The 20,718-nt window shown below is 37.3% G+C and carries 17 protein-coding genes and 2 pseudogenes; 18 read left to right on the top strand and 1 reads right to left on the bottom strand.

What is annotated here, in order from left to right:
* The first annotated feature begins 83 nt into the window (after positions 1-83).
* The 6 genes from ACFX4E_RS21805 to abc-f all read left to right on the top strand — a co-directional run bounded on the left by ACFX4E_RS21805 (position 84) and on the right by abc-f (position 7,889).
* Positions 84-1,118 (top strand): LacI family DNA-binding transcriptional regulator, encoded by a 1,035-nt coding sequence (locus ACFX4E_RS21805; RefSeq protein ID WP_377238202.1) that lies wholly within the window; start codon positions 84-86, stop codon positions 1,116-1,118.
* 311 nt (positions 1,119-1,429) lie between these two features.
* On the top strand, positions 1,430-2,689 hold the full coding sequence (locus ACFX4E_RS21800) for an ABC transporter substrate-binding protein (protein WP_377238203.1): 1,260 nt from the start codon (positions 1,430-1,432) through the stop codon (positions 2,687-2,689).
* A gap of 89 nt (positions 2,690-2,778) precedes the next feature.
* Positions 2,779-3,711, top strand: coding sequence for a carbohydrate ABC transporter permease (locus ACFX4E_RS21795; protein ID WP_098524907.1), 933 nt, complete (start codon positions 2,779-2,781; stop codon positions 3,709-3,711).
* Positions 3,711-4,541, top strand: a complete 831-nt coding sequence (locus ACFX4E_RS21790; protein WP_377238304.1) for a carbohydrate ABC transporter permease — start codon at positions 3,711-3,713, stop codon at positions 4,539-4,541. Before ACFX4E_RS21795 ends, ACFX4E_RS21790 begins: the two co-directional genes overlap by 1 nt.
* A gap of 26 nt (positions 4,542-4,567) precedes the next feature.
* Positions 4,568-5,890 (top strand): alpha-glucosidase/alpha-galactosidase, encoded by a 1,323-nt coding sequence (melA, locus tag ACFX4E_RS21785; RefSeq protein WP_014459694.1) that lies wholly within the window; start codon positions 4,568-4,570, stop codon positions 5,888-5,890.
* Between the two features lie 370 nt (positions 5,891-6,260).
* A complete protein-coding gene (gene abc-f / locus ACFX4E_RS21780; protein WP_377259577.1) occupies positions 6,261-7,889 on the top strand; it encodes a ribosomal protection-like ABC-F family protein in 1,629 nt (542 codons plus the stop codon).
* Positions 7,890-8,110: 221 nt separating this feature from the next.
* Here the strand turns inward: abc-f and ACFX4E_RS21775 are convergent, their stop codons facing one another.
* The gene (locus ACFX4E_RS21775) at positions 8,111-10,243 is read right to left on the bottom strand and encodes a GDYXXLXY domain-containing protein (RefSeq protein WP_377259580.1); all 2,133 of its coding nucleotides are present in this window, start codon (positions 10,241-10,243) and stop codon (positions 8,111-8,113) included.
* Between the two features lie 336 nt (positions 10,244-10,579).
* On the opposite strand from ACFX4E_RS21775, the gene ACFX4E_RS21770 reads away from it, so the two are divergent.
* The 12 genes and pseudogenes from ACFX4E_RS21770 to ACFX4E_RS21715 all read left to right on the top strand — a co-directional run bounded on the left by ACFX4E_RS21770 (position 10,580) and on the right by ACFX4E_RS21715 (position 20,178).
* Positions 10,580-10,933, top strand: coding sequence for a YwqH-like family protein (locus ACFX4E_RS21770; RefSeq protein ID WP_377259583.1), 354 nt, complete (start codon positions 10,580-10,582; stop codon positions 10,931-10,933).
* 6 nt (positions 10,934-10,939) lie between these two features.
* Positions 10,940-11,212, top strand: coding sequence for a DUF5344 family protein (locus ACFX4E_RS21765; RefSeq protein ID WP_216889627.1), 273 nt, complete (start codon positions 10,940-10,942; stop codon positions 11,210-11,212).
* A gap of 200 nt (positions 11,213-11,412) precedes the next feature.
* A complete protein-coding gene (locus tag ACFX4E_RS21760) occupies positions 11,413-13,821 on the top strand; it encodes a T7SS effector LXG polymorphic toxin (RefSeq protein WP_377259586.1) in 2,409 nt (802 codons plus the stop codon).
* 12 nt (positions 13,822-13,833) lie between these two features.
* Entirely contained in the window at positions 13,834-14,235 is a 402-nt protein-coding gene (cdiI, locus tag ACFX4E_RS21755) for a ribonuclease toxin immunity protein CdiI (RefSeq protein ID WP_098999515.1), read from the top strand.
* Positions 14,236-14,504: 269 nt separating this feature from the next.
* On the top strand, positions 14,505-15,242 hold the full coding sequence (locus tag ACFX4E_RS21750; protein WP_377259589.1) for a DUF4261 domain-containing protein: 738 nt from the start codon (positions 14,505-14,507) through the stop codon (positions 15,240-15,242).
* Between the two features lie 135 nt (positions 15,243-15,377).
* Positions 15,378-15,578 (top strand): annotated as a pseudogene (locus tag ACFX4E_RS21745) (tetratricopeptide repeat protein); the annotation flags it as partial.
* 212 nt (positions 15,579-15,790) lie between these two features.
* Positions 15,791-16,258, top strand: coding sequence for a DUF6985 domain-containing protein (locus ACFX4E_RS21740; RefSeq protein ID WP_377259592.1), 468 nt, complete (start codon positions 15,791-15,793; stop codon positions 16,256-16,258).
* Between the two features lie 385 nt (positions 16,259-16,643).
* On the top strand, positions 16,644-17,033 hold the full coding sequence (locus ACFX4E_RS21735) for a hypothetical protein (RefSeq protein WP_377259595.1): 390 nt from the start codon (positions 16,644-16,646) through the stop codon (positions 17,031-17,033).
* A 504-nt stretch (positions 17,034-17,537) separates the two neighbouring features.
* Positions 17,538-17,851: pseudogene (locus ACFX4E_RS21730) on the top strand (hypothetical protein).
* 274 nt (positions 17,852-18,125) lie between these two features.
* Positions 18,126-18,533, top strand: coding sequence for an Imm48 family immunity protein (imm48, locus tag ACFX4E_RS21725; RefSeq protein WP_377259598.1), 408 nt, complete (start codon positions 18,126-18,128; stop codon positions 18,531-18,533).
* A gap of 457 nt (positions 18,534-18,990) precedes the next feature.
* A complete protein-coding gene (locus ACFX4E_RS21720; RefSeq protein ID WP_377259601.1) occupies positions 18,991-19,347 on the top strand; it encodes an Imm3 family immunity protein in 357 nt (118 codons plus the stop codon).
* 234 nt (positions 19,348-19,581) lie between these two features.
* Complete coding sequence (locus ACFX4E_RS21715) at positions 19,582-20,178, top strand: DUF4352 domain-containing protein (RefSeq protein WP_377259603.1); 597 nt, start codon at positions 19,582-19,584, stop codon at positions 20,176-20,178.
* The last annotated feature ends 540 nt before the right edge of the window (positions 20,179-20,718 follow it).

Below are 20,718 nucleotides of genomic sequence, written 5' to 3'. Positions count from 1 at the left end.
AGCGTTTTATTAATATGCTATTCTTCCAATATAAGAGATAAATATTTAGTAAAAATAGAAGATTATAATAGAGAGGTAAAAAGATGGCAACTTTAAAAGATATAGCGGCGTACGCTAATGTTTCCAGTTCAACTGTATCCAGAGTACTAAATAATGATCATACGCTTTCTGTATCTGAGGTTACTCGTGAACGCATTCTCCATGCAGCCAAAGAGCTGCAATATACGCCCGTGAAGATACGAAAAGGAACGGCAAACGGAAAGGATATAGAAGCTCCTCAAATAGGTATTATTTTTGCTCAGTCCCTTGAAGAAGAGTTAGTAGACCCTTTTTTCTCTTCTATTCGCCATGGAATAGAGAGTGAATGCGCAGAAAAAGAAATTTTTACAGTAAAGTCATTTAGGCTAAAAGGCATGAAGCAAGAAGAGCTGCTGCAGGATCTTGATGGAGTGATTGTAGTGGGAAGAGTTAGTCCAGAAACGGTTCAAGAAGTGAGCAATCATTTAGATACTATTGTTTTTATTAATCACAAAGCGGATGAGGATTTGTACGATTCGGTCATGATTGATTTTGAGAAAGCTACTAAACACGCATTAAATCATTTATTTGACCTCGGTTATAAAAGAATTGGCTATATCGGAGGGACAGAAAGAGAACATTATATCAATGGAAGTTCTATTATTGAAGATCAGCGTCAAACGGTTTTTGAACGCGTTATGCATGAAAAAGGCCTGCTCGATTCTGAGAAAGTTTATGTCGGCGAATATTCAATGAATGAAGGATATGAGCTGATGGCACAAGCGATTAAGCAAGGAAATCTTCCTGAGGCATTTTTTATCGCAAGTGATGCAATGGCAATAGGAGCAATGCGTGCCCTGCAGCAATCAAATATAAAGGTTCCTGAAGACGTAGCGATTGTAAGCTTTGATGATGTGGATGTCGCAGCATTTGCGAGCACGCCGCTCACAACGGTTAAAGTATATACTGAAGAGATGGGAAGGCAGGCTGTTAAAATGCTAGTAGATCGGTTAAGCGGCAGATCCGTTCCTTTAAAAGTCATGGTGCCGACTAAATTAATTTATCGTGAAAGCTGCGGAGCCTTACTCAAAAAACAGTAGCCTAAAAGTTATAACTTGAAAGGGGGTGATAGAAAAGAAGAATTCATACATAAAGAGTGATAAGGGGGAAGGAAAATAGAAAAAACCATAGAAAAAGCAGGTTAAAAAGCCCTAGAAACTACATACTTATTGGCAGATAAGTATGTAAATGAAAAAGCTTTTTCATCTCTAGGACTCTTTGAACCTTTGTAAAAGTATAGGATTAAATTATAAGTGACTTTATTTCGTTGTGCAATGAATTTGTCTATGTATAAATAACTGAATATTCAGTTATTTATGTCTTGATAGAGTATAAGGAGGAAAAAAGATAAATGAAAAAGCTTACGTATCTTTTCGTTCTATTACTAGTCTTTTCTGTTGTGGCAGCGGGCTGCGGAAATAAAGAAGCGGCAACAGGCGGAAATGGGAAAACAACGCTAACGCTTTTTTCTACGATGAGTAATAAAGGGGAGAGAAAAGCGCTTCAAAGTGCGATTGCAAAATTTGAAAAACAAAATCCAGATATTAAAATTGATGCGAATTTTCCGGGTAACGGCTATGAAGATATGCTTCGTGTGAAAATGGGTGCAAATGATATGCCGGATTTATTTGATACGCACGGCTGGTCTCAGCTTCGCTACGGGGAGTATGTAGCGGATTTAAAAGATATGGATTGGGTTCAGCATTTGGATCCAGCGCTAAATCAAATTTTAAAAGATAAAAGCGGCAAAGTGTATGCGTACCCTTTAAATCAAGCAAAAGACGGAATTAGCTATAATGCGACGCTGTTAGAAAAATACGGAATAAAGTCTCCTAACACAATGGATGAATTTATAACAGCATTAGAAACAGTAAAAAAGAAGAGCAAAGGAGAAGTAGCGCCTCTATGGATCCCAGGAGGGGAAAATGGCAATATTGCTCAAGTGTTTGATCAGCTGGCTACACCTCAGCTTATTACAGCAAAAAATAAGAACTACGCTAAGCAGTTGGAAAAAGGAACATTTAATTGGTCAAACTACACGCCGCTAGCGGAAACAATGGCAGAAATGAAGAAAAAAGGGCTGCTGAATGAAGATGTATTAACCGCAAAAGTATCTCAAGCAACGGAATTAATGGCTCAAAATAAAATTGCTTTCACATTTGTGGGCGGATCTCTTGGACCGGATGCAACAGAATTAAATCCTGAAGTAAAAGTAGGAACAGTACCGGTGCCTGCTATTCATAAAGGCGGAACGCAAAGCTGGATCGGCGGAGAGCGCTTTACCCTTGCTGCGTGGAAAGATTCTAAACACCTTAAAGAAGCCAAGAAATTTATTGAATTTGTGTCACAGCCGGAAGTTGCCAAAAAGATTGCCGAAGGAACGTCTTCAGCATCGGCTCTGACAAACAATAAAACACAAAACTACTACTCTGAATACTACGATAAGTATAGCGATATTAAAGTTGAGCCATACTTCGACCGAAAGTATTTACCTAGCGGTATGTGGGCAGTGATGTCTTCTACAGGTCAAGAATTGCTAGCGGGAAGTTTAACGCCAAAGCAATTATCAAAAGAGATGGAAAAAGAGTACAAGCGTCTCAGTAAACAATAAAATAGTGTGCAAAAGTTCCTTGTTCGCCGAGAAGCAGGGAGATAGGCTTCTGCTTCTTTTCAACACAAGCTGAAATAGGAGTGAACACGATGAATGAATTAGTCAGGAAAGAGCCGGTTTCTGTAGTAAGAGATACGAAAAAACGAAAGAAAAAATTAAAAGCAGAGTCCTCTTTATGGTGGATGTACCTTCCCGGCTTAGTAATTATCACCGTTTTTATTATCTATCCTTTTATTAACGGAATTAGACTTTCCTTTACTAATTGGAATGGGTTTTCACAAACATATGATTGGATTGGGCTCCAGCAGTATAAACGTTTGCTTGCAGATCCAACGACTTGGCTTGTGATAAAAAATACGCTGCTCTACGGAATAGGCAGTACTATTTTTCAAAATATTATTGGCTTGTTATACGCTTTGCTTCTGAATCAAAGCATTAAAATGAAAGCTGTAACAAGAACAATTGTCTACCTTCCGGTTATTATCAGCCCAATTATTATGGGATATATCTGGTACTTCTTTTTTGCCTACCAAGGAGGCGCTTTAAATGACCTTCTTGTATTTTTAGGCTTTGAGAAGATTAATGCTTTGGGAACTCCAGAGCTTAACTCTTGGATTATCGTGTTCGTCAATACGTATCAATTCGTTGGAATTGCGATGATTATTTATTTAGCGGGGCTGCAAAGTATTTCAAAAGATTATTACGAGGCAGCGCAGCTTGACGGAGCATCGGCTCTTCAGCAGTTTAAAAACATCACGCTTCCACTGCTTATGCCTTCAATTACAATTAATGTCGTTTTAAATATTATCGGAGGTTTAAAACTGTTTGACGTAATTGTTGCGCTGACAGGAGGAGGGCCTGGAGATGCATCGCAGTCAATGTCTACTTTTATGTATGACTTATATTTTAGAAGGCAGGACGCCGGCTATGCTGCAACTCAAGGTGTGTGCATGGCGCTCATTATCTTAGTCATTAGCTTATCAGCACTTGTGTACTTTAAGCGAAAGGAGACAGAAGCGTGATGGACTATACAAATAAACGGAAAAAGCGATTTTTTACCTTTCTAGCTCTTTGTATAACGCTCGTTCATATTGTCCCTTTTTATATTCTTGTTACGACTTCTTTAAAAGCAACCGGGGATTTTAGTTCCAAATGGGTATTTCCAAAAAGCATACACCTTGAAAATTTCAAAGCGGCTTGGGAGCAAGCGAATTTAGGCAGTTCTTTTATGAATACGTTTATCATTACGTTCGTTTCGGCGGTTCTGCTTATTTTTCTAGGATCAATGGCTGCGTACCCTCTAGCGCGCCGCCAAACGAAACTAAATAAGTACGTCTATTTTATCTTTATCGCCGTGATGGTAATACCGCCTTTAACAGCGTTAGTTCCGCTGTACAAAATGGTTGTGAATATGGGGATGATGAACACATACCAAATTGCTATTTTAAATAATGTCGCAGCATTTTTGCCGCTAACGATCTTTTTGTATGCGGGTTTCATTCGCTCCACTATTTCTAAAGAGCTCGAGGAAGCAGCAAGAATTGATGGGGCCGGCACGTTAACGATTTTCTTTAAAATCGTATTTCCACTGCTAAAGCCTGTCACTGCGTCTATTTTAATTATTGCAAGCGTCTACATTTGGAACGACTATCAGTTTGCAATTTTCTTCCTTCAAGATAAGGAAATGCATACATTAACCGTTACGTTAGCAAGCTTTTTTGCCGAAAATCAAAATAATCTTAGCTTAGTAGGAGCAGCTGCGATTATTGCGATGCTTCCAATGACCATTTTATTTTTAGTGCTACAAAAATACTTTATTGCAGGGCTTTCATCAGGATCTGTAAAAGGATAAAACCAATACGAGGAAGGAAGATGACAATGTCTAAAATCACATTTATCGGAGCGGGAAGTACAGTTTTTGCAAAAAATATTTTAGGAGACTGCATGTTTGTGCCTGCTTTAGCTGGCTTTGAATTTGCGCTATACGATATAGATGCTGAGCGTTTAAGAGATTCGGAAAATATGCTAAACAATCTAAAAGAAAACTATAAAGTGAATATTACGGTTAAAGCCTATTTGAACCGCAGAGAAGCTTTAACAGGAGCAAAGTATGTGATTAACGCCATTCAAGTAGGCGGTTACAAACCAAGCACCGTCATTGATTTTGAAATTCCTAAAAAATACGGCTTGCGTCAGACGATTGGAGATACAGTAGGAATTGGAGGAATCTTCAGATCACTGCGCACGATTCCAGTGCTGTTTGATTTTGCAAAAGATATTGAAGAAGTATGTCCGGATGCGCTGTTTTTAAATTACACCAATCCAATGGCAACACTAACGGGTGCAATGCTGCGCTATACAAATGTAAAGACGGTAGGCCTTTGTCACAGTGTTCAAGTATGTACAAAAGATTTATTTGATTCTCTCGGAATGGATCATGAAGGAATACAAGAGAAAATCGCAGGCATTAACCATATGGCATGGCTGCTAGAAGTAAAAAGAGATGGACAAGATTTATATCCAGAAATTAAGCGTCTGGCAAAAGAAAAGCAAAGAACAAAGCATCACGATATGGTGCGTTTTGAGCTAATGGATAAGTTCGGTTATTATATTACCGAATCGTCTGAGCATAACGCAGAGTATCATCCATACTTTATTAAACACAAATATCCAAATCTTGTTGATCAGTTTAATATCCCTCTTGATGAATATCCGCGCCGATGCGAAGAGCAAATTAGCAATTGGGAATCCATGAGAGAAGAAATGGTTAACAACAGTCAGCTAACTCATACACGTTCGCATGAGTACGGCTCTAGAATTATTGAAGCAATGGAGACAAACGTGCCGTTTAAATTTGCGGGTAACGTATTAAATACCGGAGGTTTAATTAGTAACCTGCCGACAAAAGCGTGCGTAGAAGTTCCATGTGTTGTAGACCGAAGCGGTATTATGCCGACTTATGTAGGAGATTTACCAGAGCAGCTTGCGGCGTTAAATCGCACGAATATTAATACGCAATTATTAACTATTGAAGCAGCTGTCACTAGAAAAAGAGAGCACATCTATCAAGCAGCGATGCTAGATCCTCATACAAATGCGGAATTATCCATGGATGACATCATTCGTATGTGCGATGATTTAATTGAAGCACACGGCGAGTGGCTGCCTGACTTTACAGGGAAAGTGAACCAATACGTGTAATAAAAGAATCCTCGGCTGAGATCAGCTGAGGATCTTTCATGCTTAGGAAAAGAAGGGAATATCATCCAAATGGATATTGACATTTAAAAATGTTCATCATACACTGTAAGAAGCAAGTCATTTTATACTAAGAAAGGAAAGGTACCGTAGACAATGGATAAGTAATCCTATTTTTTTAGACATTCTTTTAAAACTTTATTTTAAATGAACATTTGTCTAGATAGGATTAGTCTGTACATTTTTAGGTGCCATTTCTATATGTCTTATATGAAGTGATTTCTCCCTTTTTTTACTCTATAAAAGGGTGCATATTTGCGTATGCCTAATTATGACCTCTAATCCTCTCTAGAAATCCTAGGGAGGTTTTTTTATGTTATTGTTAGAAGCTATAAATATTGAAAAAAGCTATGGAGATCGCCTGCTGTTTCAAGCAGAGAAACTTCAAGTACATCGCGGAGAGCGAATTGGAATTGTGGGAAAAAACGGAGAAGGCAAATCGACGTTGCTTCATATTTTAATGAAAAAAATGAGTCCAGATCAAGGGATTGTGCAAACATATGGCCGTTCCTCACTGATTCCGCAGCTTGATGTTCAAGCTACATCGGCTGTTTCTCCTGAGATGAAAAGTCAGTGGAGTGTGCCAACTGAAGCGGACTTTCTTAGCGGAGGAGAAGAAACAAGAAAGAAAATTGCAGCTGCTCTTTCATCCGGCGCGGAACTGCTTGCAGCCGATGAGCCAACGAGCCACTTAGATGTAAAAGGCGTAGAGAAATTTGAAGAAGAAATGAAGTCTTTTACAGGCAGTCTGCTGCTGATTTCACATGACCGAGAATTATTAAACCGCCTTTGTACGTCTATTTGGGAAGTAGAAGACGGCAAAATTCACTGTTATGAAGGCAATTATCAAGAATATGTGACGCAAAAAAAACACGCAGTTGAAAGACAGCAGTTTGAATATGAACAGTATGTAAAAGAAAAGCAGCGGCTTGAACTGGCCTCTGAAGAAAAAAGCCAAAAATCAAAGTCGCTTAAAAAAGCGCCGAGCCGCATGGGGAACTCTGAAGCGAGACTTCATAAGCGAGCGGTCGGAAAACAAAAAGCGAAGCTAGATAGAAGCGCAAAAGCGATTGAAACAAGAATTGAAAAGCTGGAGAAAAAAGAAAAGCCAAAAGAAATGGAAGAAATTCATTTTGACCTATCGCAGTTTCACCAAGTGCACAGCAAGCAGGTACTGAGCTTTGACAAAGTATCAGCATCAGCTGGTAATCATATGTTGTTTCAAAATCTAAAAGGCGGTGTGAAGCCAGGAGTGAAAGTAGCGATTGTCGGCAAAAACGGTGCCGGAAAATCTACGCTGCTGAATATGATTGAGCAGCGAACAGAAGGAATCACGGTTGCGAAGCCTGTAAAACTGGGGTTTTTTCATCAGCGCCTTGAAAATCTAGATCCCGCTAAAAGCATTTTAGAAAACATTAAAGAAGACAGTCCGTACACCGAGCAGTTTATTCGTACAGTGCTATCGCGCTTACTTTTCAAACGTGAAGACGTGTATAAAAAAGTAGAGATGCTAAGCGGAGGAGAACGAGTCAAAACGGCATTAGCAAAAGTCTTTTTAGGAAACTATAACGTTCTTCTTTTAGATGAACCGACCAACTATCTTGATCTTCATACAAAAGAAGCGCTGCAGGAAGTGTTAAAAGCTTATCCAGGGACGATTTTATTTGTGACGCACGACCGCTATTTTGTTAAAAAGCTTGCGACGCATGTTTTGACGTTAAAACAGTCCAAAGCGGAGCTCGCGGCGATTGAAGACACGGGTAAAAGCAAAAAAGCGTCACAGCAGCAAAATGAAGCCGAGAAACTTGCGCTTCAACTAGAATTAACAAAAGTGATTAGCGAGCTTTCTATCACGCCAGAAGGAAAAGACAAGCAGCGTCTTGAAAAAAGATACGAAGAGCTCTTAGAAGAAAGAAAACGATTAAATAGAAAGGAAGGGTAATATCACTTCACCTAACAATGAATACAATGATGTTACTGAACATCAAAAGCGTATTGAAGGAAAATTAACGGATATGAATGTAAAAGGAACGCCCAAAAGAATAAAATGGATTGGCTATGGAATCATTATTTTCTTTGTGATTCTTATTCTAACGATGACCATCGGCGTATTTATCAATTAAAACAAAAAGCAGCCGCTTCAATGTTGAAGCGGCTGCTTTTTTATTTGCCTACTTTTGTAACGATCGCATCTCCATTTTTTCCAACTCGTACAGTAGCAAAACGAGCTTCGCTTTCCACTTTGCTGCCGGTTCCTTCTGGAATAAAATAATGTTCAATTCCGTACTGAATTCCCCAGTCGTGATAGCTGCCCGTAATGACAACGTCTTTTTCTTTAGAAGTATACGGCTTATTCCAGTCATCATCCGCTTGGTAGATTTTCGCGTATTTATACACGCCTTGTTTGTCAGGACGAAGAACGAGCTTCACTTTTTCTCCGTCTTTCACATGAGGTAAGGTAACGTGCGCAATGTCGTAATTCAGCTCAACATAATCGCCTTGCAGCAGCGAGCGCGGATCGATCGGCTGTAAAGCGAGCTTAATTTCTTTTCCGTTTTGAAGAAGTACTTCGTTTTTAGTGAAAATGCCGCCCAGCATAATAAGCTGAACAAGAATGATGACCCATACAGCGGTTCGGCTGCGGTCAAGAAACGACGGCTGCGGCTGATCAGGCGTTGACAGGTCCCATTTCCTGCTTAGGAAAAGAAAGATCAGACCTAAAATAACGAGCACAAGTGATTTATTAAATAAATCCCACACAAAGTCGTAATATTTCATCGCTAAAAAAACAAACCAGAAAATCATGCCGACAATAAAATCGTATTTTGGCTCTTTTCGTACCGTCACAAATAAAAAGACGGTCGAAATCACAAAAAACACCGTGCAGTAAATAATATTTAAAAAAGAAGGTTCGCTTAATTCAGTCAGCGACAGTAAAAAGATAAAAGCAAGAAGCAGCGCCGCTTTTTTAAACGCGTGGTGTACGTTTATCGCGTACACAGCGGCATTTAATAGAAACAAAGCGAGCAGCACATAATCTATTTTGATAGTGTCATAGTAAGCAGTCGGAACCTTTATTAACAGAAGCCCTTGCACTAGCACAAAAAGCAACAGGCGAACGGGCGTATGCTTCGTGAATACTAAAAGCGCTACAAGTGCGATGACGTAGATAAAAAACAGAATGTCGTTCACAAAAAAAGAAGCGCCGCCGCTAATTAATACGCCCATCATTAAAAGCGTATATTTCACGGTTGGAATATCTGCTTTAATCAAATAACATGCCACAATCAGCAAAACGCCAATCACAAGCATTCCGTTTGTTGGGTACGTTCCTGTAATAAGTGTGACAAGTCCTCCTAAAGAGCTGCTGCCGATCACCGATGCAATGGCCGTAATCCCAATCACCGCTATTCGTTTGATGACGCGGAGCGAGGTTTTTTGTGCTGACGTGTTGGCAGTGAGCCATTTGACAAACCATACGCTTGCACCAATAAACAAAATCACGAATCCTAAAGCTAAGAACAGTGACCACTCAGCGTAGTGTTTAAAAATAAAAGAGAAAAACTGTTCAATAACAAATAAAGCAAATGCCACAATGGAAATTCCTAAAAACGACCTTTGCGGCTCCACTTTTGAAAAATAAAAAAAGGAGCTTAGTAAAAACAGCAAATAAAAAATAATAAGACCAATCCGTAAGCTAGAGCTGCCTGTGAAATCCGGCAGGGAAACAGTTAAAAAAATGTAGTGAAACAAACAAAACGCCGCATACATGATCACAGGAGACGAGCGCTGTTTCTTTTTTATGATCCAAAAGATGAGTAAGTTCACAAGCGCCATTCCTGCGTAAAGTAAAATTGTTTCATGTTCGCCTCGGTGTGAAACTGCGCCTGTTGGTGAAATGAAAAAAGCCATGGTGAATTGAAATAAAATAAACGATAACACGTAAAATGGCTGATACTTTGTAAAAAAGCTAAACAAAATAACCGGCACAAGCCAAATTAAAAACAGCCAGTACGATTCAGCGTGCGTGTTGTAAATTTGAGAAAGAAGCGCGATGCTTAATCCAAATGAAAGAGCGCCGGCCAAAAGCGTCCAGTGACTTAAAAACGCCTGCTGAGGAAGCAGCTTTCGCACTGCAAACGCACTTCCGTAAAACAGCAGCATCAGCCCCACACTCAGCGCAATTTTAGTGTAGCGGTCAAAGCCTTGCCAGTTCGATGCGAAAAAATATAAAATGCCGGACAAAACAAGAGCCAATCCCAGTAAATAACCGAGTCTTACGAGCTTTTCTCTCATACTCAACCTCCTCTTTATATTATGTATATACTAGCGCATGTTTAAATATTTGGAAATAGAAAGGATGAATGCGTTTTAACAAAAAAATTGTGTAAAAAGGCCTTTTAGTGGCGTGGAAATAACAAGTGAAGTAGTCCAAAAATCTTGATAAATTGTCAATGGTAAGATAGTTTTGGTTATTTTATCCTGAAGAGTGGGTATTGAACTAAAAACCTACATTATTCCCAAAAAATATAAGAAAACGTGCTGATGTGCTCTCTTTCTTTATTTGATAAGTTATAAAAGGGAATTACTGTTAGAAGACCCAAGAGATAGATATAAAGGAAGTGTCATCATATGAATGAGATGTTTGTTGCTCATCTATATACTCAAGTGAAGCAGGCACATGAAGATATCCAGCAGCTTACGGCTAGTAAAAACACGTTAACGGAAGTCAAAGGAGAGCTTGAACGTGCAAAGGAAAAGGTAAAAGAACCAGAGCTCACTTCCGCCACTTGGTCAGGCAGCCTTGCTGTTAGGTTTGAAGACATCCGCACTGCTATGTTAGATGAATACGATGATTTGCTGACCCGTCAGCTGACGGATGCCCTCACGACAATTGATGCAAAAATTACGGCGCTTCAATCAGATATACAAGGGATGGAACGCGCCATTAAAATGCAAGAAGACGAAGCAAAAGATAAGGTGTGATGCAATATGGCAGACGAAATTAAAGTAATAGATGGTGAAATTAATAGAACGCTTAGTGACCTAAGCGCTTCTGCGCAGCAGTTTCAGCCGCTTTTTCCGTTTCACGTAGGAAGCGGACAAGAGCTAGCGGTGCTCGATGAATTAAACCAGCTGAACCAGCAGCTTCAAACGTTAATTGTGGACTACAAGCAAACGCTCCTCGATGATTTGAACGCCACCAAAAAATCCGTGCAGTCCATAAAAGAAGCAGATGAAAAAGCTGCAAACGCCGCTAAATAATGTTCATATTTTATATAAAGCTATCAAAAACAACCTTTCAACCAGCATAGATTTGGCATTCAAATAAAAAGGTTTTATCTAGCGGATGATGCAAGCCTTGTAAAGAGGAGCGTCCGCTTAGGTTTAGAAAAATGACGGGCGGTTGTTCGTTAACCGTTTGTTGTTTTTCTACATCGATACAGCTAGGAGGTTACAGATTATTGAAAACACTTGATGTCGATGCTTTTCACGAGAATATTCAAGCTATCTTAGACTCTATTAAAAGTCAAAAAGAACAAATTCAGGGCCTGATTTCACAGGTTCAGGCATTTTCAAGCTTAGATGATGCGTTTAAAGGAAAAGGAGGAGAAGCGATTCGGTCTTTTTACGAAACGGGACATGCTTCTTTTTTAACGCTGTATCATTCATTACTCACTTCCTATGAAGCTCGACTAACTCAAATCACACATGCGCTGCGCTCATTTGAACCGAGCGAAGACGGCTACATCACGCAGCCGTTTCTACAAGACACTATTCCTGCGCATTTAAATCAAACAAGAAATACAACCGTTTCGCTTGTCGATCAAGCGAATGCAGCGATTCAAAAAGTCAGTCACCTTGCTTCAGTTTCAGCGCTTAACGACCAAGGTTTTTTAACAGAAGTAGAACAAGCAAAAAACAAAGCGGACAAAACGATGAACGATTTAGTCCGTTTTGACGAACAGCAAACGCAAAGCCTTTCAGTCATTCAAGATCAGCTGACGTCTTTAAACTCGCTGCTTTCTAAAGTGAAAGCTGGGTTTCAAAATGGTTCCATTCAGCCGAGCAATGTAAGTGAGCTGAGCGCGTTGGCGAAAAAAGCGATGACCGATTCAGGAGGCGTCTCGGTTTTTGAAAAAGGCATTCAAACAACCTTGACAAGAAAAGAAAAACAAGAGAAAGTGATAAAGGAAGTAGGCCTTGAAAAGCTGATTCAACTTCAGGCAATGACGCCTGCTGAGCAGTTAAAAGAAATTCACAGGCTTGAAAAAACGACGCCTTACATAAGAGAAGTGCTAACGCAAATTCAGCAGGATACAGCACCTGCTAACATGAAAAAACTAGCGGAACTGTCACCTGCAGAGCAAGCGGTGGAACTTGAAAAAAGTCCATATCTGCAGGCGCTCAACGATTCTTCAACTGTAGGCATGCTAGCGTCTCAACAGATTCTTCAAAACGCTACGGGCGTTGAGGGAATGCTTATGCAGTCGGTGATGCGTCAGGGTCAGGTTAGGAGTGTTGGGACTAAAAAAACAGCTGAATCCTTTGACTTTACAGAAATCTGTGAAAATCCTAAAGCTAAAAAAGAAGAAACTGGTATAAAAGCTGTAGTCAAGGACGTAGGAGAAGGTGCTGTCACCTTAGCAAAAGGTACAGTTACGGGTAATAAAGGAGTAGCACAAGACTTTTTGACCGTAATAGAACAGCGATTAGATAAATGGGACAACTCCTGGTATGACTTTGGAAACCTTGTGACGGTAGGTGGGTTTGATGGAGCTATCGCTCTCAAAGAAGGATTGGATGAAAGAGGGGAAAAATCGTTTGATTCACCGTATGACTTTGTCAATCACGCAACGATGGGACTTCTAGATGTAGGGCAGCAGGCACTTAATCCTGACAAACCTCTTTCAAAAGAGCACTGGGAAAACAGCATGATTCTGTTTGCAAGTATAATTGGAGGAGCGAAACCAGTAGGTGCCGTAAAAGCTGTTCCAATGGTAACAAACGTTCCGCGTGTACCTGCACATAAAGCCACCAAAACATTGAGTGACATGCGGAATGTCGTCAGCCCAAAAGCAGCAAGCAATTGGTCGAAGAAGGTGTATGAACCTGTTCAAAAGCAGCTTCAACCTTTACTAGATGCTGAGATACCGACTTTACGTCCTCAACCTCAACTGTCATGGATAGGAGATGAGTTACCTGGAAAGACCGTTGGTGAAGCGTTAAATGGGTTAACGACGTATAAGATGGGGAATGTTTCGAAAGGTCAGTCCAAAGCGTTGGAGAAAGTGGAAAAACCTGGTGGTAAAGCGGATGTTGAAGGGGTTTATGATCAGGATGCGGTGGTTAAGGGGAATATAAGATATAAAGAAGGCTACTATATTGAGCATTTAACTGGGAAAGTAGAAAAGTGTACAAAACGTCACGGTGTAAGTGGTGGACATAACTATGATGAATTTAAAAAATACTTTGATAATAGTGATCAATATAAATTAGATGAAGTTAAGAAGGATGAGCATCCAGATGTTAAAGGGGTATACGATATAGAGTATAGATTAAAAGTTGAGATAAAAGATTATAGAGGACAAGGAACCGGAGAATTTAAATTTGTACCAAAGGAAGATAAACCTCCTCATAAGAAAACGGTTTATGACCCTGCTTTAATATCCAGTGACGAAATTGTTCGATTGGGGAATGAAGCAATGGAGGAAGGTATTGAATCGTCAAGAGTTAAACAATTAAAAGGCCAGACAAATAAACAAATGATTCGGGGAGTTTCAAGTAATGGATTGAAGTTTGAAGGATTTAAAAATACTGATACCGGGGAAATAGAAAATTTTTATCCAGTATTGAAATTTGGACAGAACTAAGGAGATAATACAATGAGTACTGTTTTTGATGATAAAAATAAGTTGATTCGAATGTATGAGGAGCAAGGGCTCCATAAAGGTTCAGTTATTGATGTGCTTGGTGATTTTGTAATGGAGTATGACTTTGTTAGGATACTAGAAGGCTTTTTGGAGGAATATGTCGAAAGACGGGATTATATGGGTGTAGTATATTCAGATGAATTTGATAGAGATGATGAAGAATTTTTTGGAGAAAATAGAGTTCTATTCTACTATGGTGTAGATGAAGAAATAGAAAATATTGTAGATTATGAAGAGTTATGTAAATATCTTCAAACTGCATGCCAATTTTACATTAAAAAACATCCTGAGCGTACTGAAAACGTGAAAGAACTTCTTTTTAAGATAAAAGATAAATATAATATAAAAGGTTAATTGATTCCTCTCTTTAAAAAAGAGATTATTGAAGAGTTGTTGATGAAAACTAAAGGCAAATATGCTTATTAAATAAGGGATAGTAAAAGCACTTCTGAATAAATCCAGAAGTGCTTTTTTCTTGAAAACTATAAAAACCATTAGACAAATTACAAAAAAATCTTGAAAAACTCAAAGAAGAATCTATGCATGCTATTCAAATTAAGCGAATTGAGCTATTTTTGAAGAACAGCTAGCAATAAATTAATTTATTATAAGTGGGTGAGAGCGTGGAAAATAATCCGAAAATTATTTTGGGAATACCGGGCACATGGAAAGATAGACAAGCATTTAAAGACAAATTTAACGAAAGTCAACAAGAGTTTGTATACCTAGGGGAACATATAGGCAAATTACAGACGCCTGAATATTTTTATCAAGTGGAATTTGTTAATGAACATATTCCTCATGTAGCTGAAGCGTTTGAGCTTTGTGGAAATGGGACATTTACTAAAGATGATATTGAAACCCTTCAAAATCACCGTAGTATGGCATATATTATTGCAGAAGGTGGATCACTTGAGCAAGTTTTTGAAATTATAAGTGTCGGGAAGGCAGTCCTTCAATCGGGCGGTTTAGCAGTGAACGTTGAGTCATCTGGAAAGGCCACTACCAAAGATAATTGGTTAGAATACGTTAACAATGGTACAGAGAACAGAGCATTTGCTGCTTTCGTTCAAATGTCTAGAGAAGAAGATGTGTTTTACACCTGTGGTATGCATAATTTTGGCTATAAAGATTTACTAACATCTACATCTAATACCAATCCAGCTGAAACAGTAGAGTTGTTTCAAACCTTTTGCCTATATACGTTGATCGAAAATCCTGTATTTAATAGTGGAGAAACATTTAGTGTTGATCCTAAAGCTCCGGTTTTTCAATTAAGGGAAGAATCGTGTGTGCTGTTTGAAAGTGATGACCCTTTTTATAACCCTTATGGGGTTTGGCGTTTAAATAAAATAAGCTAGTCATTTAAAGAACAAGGTTGAAAAACTTTGTCCTTTAAGCGTTAATCGGAGATGTAGAGTGTACTACTAATGGTTCAGTGGTATTACCATATCAATTTGAGGTGGATGGTAAATAATTATTGGGAGGGATTTGTATTGGCACTCAATGATCAAGTGTATGACCAAATTGTAAAGTTATGTAGTGAAGGAAATGCTTTTGTTGAAAAAGGAAAAGATGATAAAGCAATAGAGAGCTATATAGCTGCTCTAGATTTAGTTCCGTTACCGAAGAACAATTTGGAAACAAGTACATGGATTTATACAGCATTAGGAGATACTTATTTTTCTAAGTATGAGTGACTGGTTTACAGTTAAAGATATCCTTGAATTTGAATTAATAGCTCATTAAGGAAAGCCATTAAGAGATGCTATTTTAATACTAATGTAATAAGAGCAAGAATAGGAGAGGTGACGTTTTGTATTTTTACAAGAGACAGTCTTATAATACTTGCTATTTGTTTAAAGTACGTTGTGGAAATGACAATTAGTGGTGGAGTAGGAGAGATAAGATGAAAATAAATGATGCGGTTTTTGGTGAGCTTGAATATGATTTGGTGTGGTCTAAGGATACTAGCATTGTCTTTTTAGACCATGAAGTTGAGATAGCGCTAATGGTAAAAGGTGCTGAGAATGGTAAGTTTGATAAGGAACAATATGCAGCATATACTTCACTTATGCAAAATTGGGAACAGTTACAACAAAGCCTTTTGCAATCAATATTAGACTACTACAAACAAGAGCGTCAGGATCTAGGTTATGATATTGAAGTAAATGAACACTATCCATTCGTTGAAACAACTAATGAAATATCAGAGATGATACGTTTAGATGGAATAGTTGTTCCCTATGTAGGTTCTTTTGACGGTCGGGATATTGGACTTACATTTAATTGTACATGGGATATAGAAAATGGGCTAGGGATTCGTTTATTAAATGAAAAAGTAGCTGAAGTAGGTTACCAGGATGTTGCAATTTGAAATAGGCTGTTAAAAAGTAAAAACTCATGATGGTTGTACCGTCAGGGAGTACTGTGTGTAATGATAAAATAGAAAAACGGAGTACGAGCTTAGGTGAGATGACATTTTACTGGGTGATGAATAGACACAATGAAGATGGTGATAATTTGTCAAGAAAGAAGACGAACGATTACAAAAAACTTGATATACTCTTTTCAAAGTTTTTTTGAAAAGTGAATATATAGAAATTCTAGAATGGAATGTTCTCTGTCCAGACCTTATTGACTCAATTTTTGTTAATGAAGAAGATTTATGACAAGAAGACATAGTGGAGATTGTCTCACCCTATGAAGAAGAATTCCCTATTATTAATTAACTAAAGATATAATGTTACGGGAGGGCGAAAATGAGTAGAGAATATCAAGTAAATGAAAGTAAAGAAGAGATTGATAAATTGATGGTAATCTATTTTAATTTCATAAATGGAAAATATCTAGAAAAAGCATTAAAAAGCTTTGCTGAAAGCAAAGGTTATGGACAAGAGATTGTCTTTGCTCTTTTTCAGTCTGATTTAGATGAATATGATATGGCGCAACTGCCTAGACTACTAGATGAAAAACATGTTTTGATAGAGTTAGGGTATCCAGCTGTTAAAATTGAACAAATAGCTTTTTTAGATTTTGAAACATTTTATGATTATTTAGATATAAATGTACATAAGGAAATGGAGAAAAACCCAGAGAAAACTGAGCTGATAGATTTATTGGCAGAAGTGAAACGTAGTTTATGTATATAATCTTTTTATCATTACCTAAAAAGGCACTCTATCAGCTGAATGCGGAATTAAGTGACAAAGTGTTGTGAACTCACTACTGAGTTTTGGATATATGATAAAAATCTAGCTTTTATAAACGGGGAACGATCCCCGAATATATAGTAAAGCAATTGAAGCACAGCGACTAAGCACCATATTTTGAAAACATAAATCGTAGTAGTGTTTGCTAAAGGAAGTAGGTCTTGAAAAACTAATTCAACTTCAGATAATGACGCCTTTTGAACAGTTAAAAGGCATTCACAAGCTTGAACAAACATTGCCTTACATAAGAGAAGTACTAACACAAACCCGGTAGGATATAGAAGCTGCTAAATTAAAGAATATATTGATTACTATCAATAGTGTAGCCTATCCAACTTATGAGAATGTATGGGAATGGCTACAAGAAGCAGTTAATGAGCTTAGAGAGCGTAACAGATAATCAATGTGTACTAAAAAAATGTAGATAGAGTTTGGAGGATTAATATGGGTATAGCAAGTAAAATGGGAGTTATATTAAACGAAAGAAAAAAATGAACCTAAATGATGATTATGGTATACAAAAAAGTTGGAACGAAATAATAGAACTTCTCTCAGAAAATGAGGAAAATACTATAAGATATTTAGAAAATTGTAGTAAAGAGGATTTATATTGGATAAGTGAAGTGTTTGGAGATGTGGCAGAGATTATACAGAGTAAAGAACTAATTAAGCGCTTAAGAGAATTGGATCGAAAATTTCCGGAATTAGAAATGACAAAAGATATTGATATAGCAGAAAGCTATATGAAAAATCCTTAAATTAAAGGATCAGAGAATTCAAAACATTAAAAGCGACAGTATGAGGAGTATTTAATTTACATGATACGCTACGGAAAAGGCGGTGTTCATCTCGTACTAGCAATTGACGAAAATAGAATATGGGAAAAAGAAATTTAGGTTCAGGTTGGCATAAAGGTGTTTACGGAAGAAATGTTTAAAAAAAGTATAATTAATAGATGGTTATATTCCATGTGGATGAACGGGAGAATATCCTAAAAGAGATATAAAAATTATATGATAAGGAGTGAAGTTTTTGGCAGAAAATAAAGATTTCCTCAATGAATGTATAAGTATTACAAACACTACTATAGATAAGGTTTTTAAAATAGACAGCAATGATGAACAAGAAAAGCAAATCTTGGGTGCGTACCTTTTTGGAATGTTTAATGGGTTAGGGCATGAAAAAAATAGTACACCTGTTGAGATACAGGGTGCTATGATTCAGGTTGTAAATGAAAAACTAAAGTATTCTTTAGAGTCTGCTGTTCAATTTAGCCAGTTTCTTATTAACTCCACCGATAAAAGTTTTCACCCTACTATGTTTGCTATTATTCATAGAGGGTTGGAAGGATATTTTATGTATAAAAATGGTGAAACTGAAAAATCATCACGAGATTTTTGTGATATTATTGAAGTGGTTAAAGCAGCCACCGAAAGGTAAATGGCTAAAGTAAATGGCGGGCATGTGAATCTAGAAAGCGGTCGAGATCATGGAAAGCCTATTAGTATATTGAAAATTTCTTGAGAACTTATTCGGAAACATGTCTTACAAAAGGGAGTCAATAGTATTATCGCTATTGGCTCTTTTCGATTGTTAAGATGAAAGAGGTACATTCAAATGAAAAGATTTTACTTACATCATAATGAACTAGTTTGAGCCGCTTAGCTTTATACAAAGTTTGGTGCGAATTGTTTTACGGTGGAGGATTAATAACGTTAAAGGGGAATGTATAATGAGGATTTTGCTAATCGAACACATATCCCTATAAGGCCCTCTTGATTAAAAAAGAGAGAATAGGTAGGAACTTGAATTTAGTTGAAAAAATAAAAGGTATATTATTAATTGATGATGCGGTAAAGAAGGACGAAAATGGTTACTTTATTGGAGGGGAAGACTATTGAAAGATTGGGAGTATAATGAAATATTTGATGCAATTCAGGAAACATATGAAGAATTGTTAGATGAAGGCAGAGGGTATAGATATGCTATAGCAAAACTAACGGATGAATTTGATAATTTAGGCAAGGTAGAAGATTTTATTGTGGATACTGCTATTGGAGAAATTGCAATTACCCATGAGCAAGTTTTCGTTGGGCACATTAGAGGTATAACAGGGAGGTTAGGGAAATTTAACCCAAAAGAAGCGAAAAACGAGCTAACATTAGACGAAATAAAAGATTTATTGCCACGAATGAATAAAGTAATAGAAGGACTAAAGCATGTAAAAGCCGATCATAACCCTTCAGTGGAATAGTAACATTACTTAAGTACGTGATGATGAATGGCAATTTGCTAAGGTATATGAGTACTGCTATTGTCTAATGAATGAGTTTTGAGCAGAAGGTCCTTATTTAATATATAGAACAGTTGTAATATATTTACTTTTGACAGATTGTTAGTATTTGGTATATCCTATTTTTGGATTAAGAGTTACGTATATTTAACTCTTTATACATAAAATACTAATTGAAAGAAGGAAGAACCCGTAATGAGTAAGAAAAAATGGTTAATAGGAGCAAGTACATGCTTCCTAGTATTAGGGCTTGCGGCTTGTTCGAGCGGAGAATTAGAAAAGGCTAGTGGAAATGAGAAACACTCAGCTGAGTCATCAGAAAAGAAATCGGACGATAAAGGGCTAAATGTTGATGCGAAGTTTGATAAAGAAAAAACGGATAAATTATACAATACGGTCACCCAAAAATTAGGTGAAACTGCTAATGTTGATGATCTTACGATTACAGTAGACTCTCCACAAGTCTTAGCGGATGATGATTTATCTAAAAATAAAAACGGACAGTTTATCAAAATGAATATTACGATTGAGAATAAAGGAAAGAAAAATCATAAAATAAGTGAGCTACTTCATTTTAATATTCAAAAAGGAGACACTCAATACTTTGCTACAGTTGTTTCTGGTGCCACAGAGAATCATTTGAACGGAAACATTTCACCAGGAGAAAAACAAAGCGGTATTGCAACGTTTGATATACCAAAAGAAGGCGATTTTAAGTTTGAATTTAGCGGTTTTAGTAAAAATCGTGGTATTTGGACGTTTACACAAGATGATATTCAACCAGCTCAATAAGAATCAAAATAAGTCACGTGCTAATCGTGGCTTATTTTGATTGAACTCAGCAACAACTATGGCGCATGAACAAGGCAATTAAACAAATTTAAAATGAAAAGCATGTAAAGTACTGTTAAGTATGTCCTATGTAAAAGTCAACATACATGTTAGGTTTTATAACATAAATTTCTGAATAATCATTTACTTATTCACTTATTTCATGGTATGTTATATGACATAGATATTGTAACTTGCAATATCTGTTGAGAATTAGCTGTTGTAATATATACTTATTTTTCTAAAAATGCACCTGGATAAGCTGGTGCTCTATACATATATGAATACATCTACGTATAACTAGTCAAAAAGAATGAAGGCTTTTCTATTTATAGTGCTGTTTGTTCTTTTAAATGAGTATAGTTATAGTAGGTGAAATTTTCAAGACAATTATTTTGGTTTTTAAGCTGAATTTTTGGAATAGTTTGTTATTTTATTGATCAATGCTTTGCCACTTAGAAGTAGGTATAAAAGTTTACTAATAAAAGAAAATGCAGACGG

Source organism: Priestia sp. YIM B13491 (assembly GCF_042787605.1).
GTDB lineage: Bacteria > Bacillota > Bacilli > Bacillales > Bacillaceae_H > Priestia > Priestia megaterium_E.
The sequence above is the reverse complement of the archived record's forward strand: the minus strand, read 5'-3'. Positions and strand labels throughout refer to the sequence as shown.

Excerpts from the sequence above, each read along its gene's own strand:
- ACFX4E_RS21765 (WP_216889627.1), top strand. The coding sequence starts at position 10,940 with ATGGCAGACGAAATTAAAGTAATAGATGGTGAAATTAATAGAACGCTT.
- ACFX4E_RS21775 (WP_377259580.1), bottom strand. The coding sequence starts at position 10,243 with ATGAGAGAAAAGCTCGTAAGACTCGGTTATTTACTGGGATTGGCTCTT.
- ACFX4E_RS21805 (WP_377238202.1), top strand. The coding sequence starts at position 84 with ATGGCAACTTTAAAAGATATAGCGGCGTACGCTAATGTTTCCAGTTCA.
- cdiI (WP_098999515.1), top strand. The coding sequence starts at position 13,834 with ATGAGTACTGTTTTTGATGATAAAAATAAGTTGATTCGAATGTATGAG.
- ACFX4E_RS21740 (WP_377259592.1), top strand. The coding sequence starts at position 15,791 with ATGAAAATAAATGATGCGGTTTTTGGTGAGCTTGAATATGATTTGGTG.
- ACFX4E_RS21790 (WP_377238304.1), top strand. The coding sequence starts at position 3,711 with ATGGACTATACAAATAAACGGAAAAAGCGATTTTTTACCTTTCTAGCT.
- ACFX4E_RS21800 (WP_377238203.1), top strand. The coding sequence starts at position 1,430 with ATGAAAAAGCTTACGTATCTTTTCGTTCTATTACTAGTCTTTTCTGTT.
- ACFX4E_RS21770 (WP_377259583.1), top strand. The coding sequence starts at position 10,580 with ATGAATGAGATGTTTGTTGCTCATCTATATACTCAAGTGAAGCAGGCA.
- abc-f (WP_377259577.1), top strand. The coding sequence starts at position 6,261 with ATGTTATTGTTAGAAGCTATAAATATTGAAAAAAGCTATGGAGATCGC.
- ACFX4E_RS21735 (WP_377259595.1), top strand. The coding sequence starts at position 16,644 with ATGAGTAGAGAATATCAAGTAAATGAAAGTAAAGAAGAGATTGATAAA.
- melA (WP_014459694.1), top strand. The coding sequence starts at position 4,568 with ATGTCTAAAATCACATTTATCGGAGCGGGAAGTACAGTTTTTGCAAAA.
- ACFX4E_RS21795 (WP_098524907.1), top strand. The coding sequence starts at position 2,779 with ATGAATGAATTAGTCAGGAAAGAGCCGGTTTCTGTAGTAAGAGATACG.
- ACFX4E_RS21715 (WP_377259603.1), top strand. The coding sequence starts at position 19,582 with ATGAGTAAGAAAAAATGGTTAATAGGAGCAAGTACATGCTTCCTAGTA.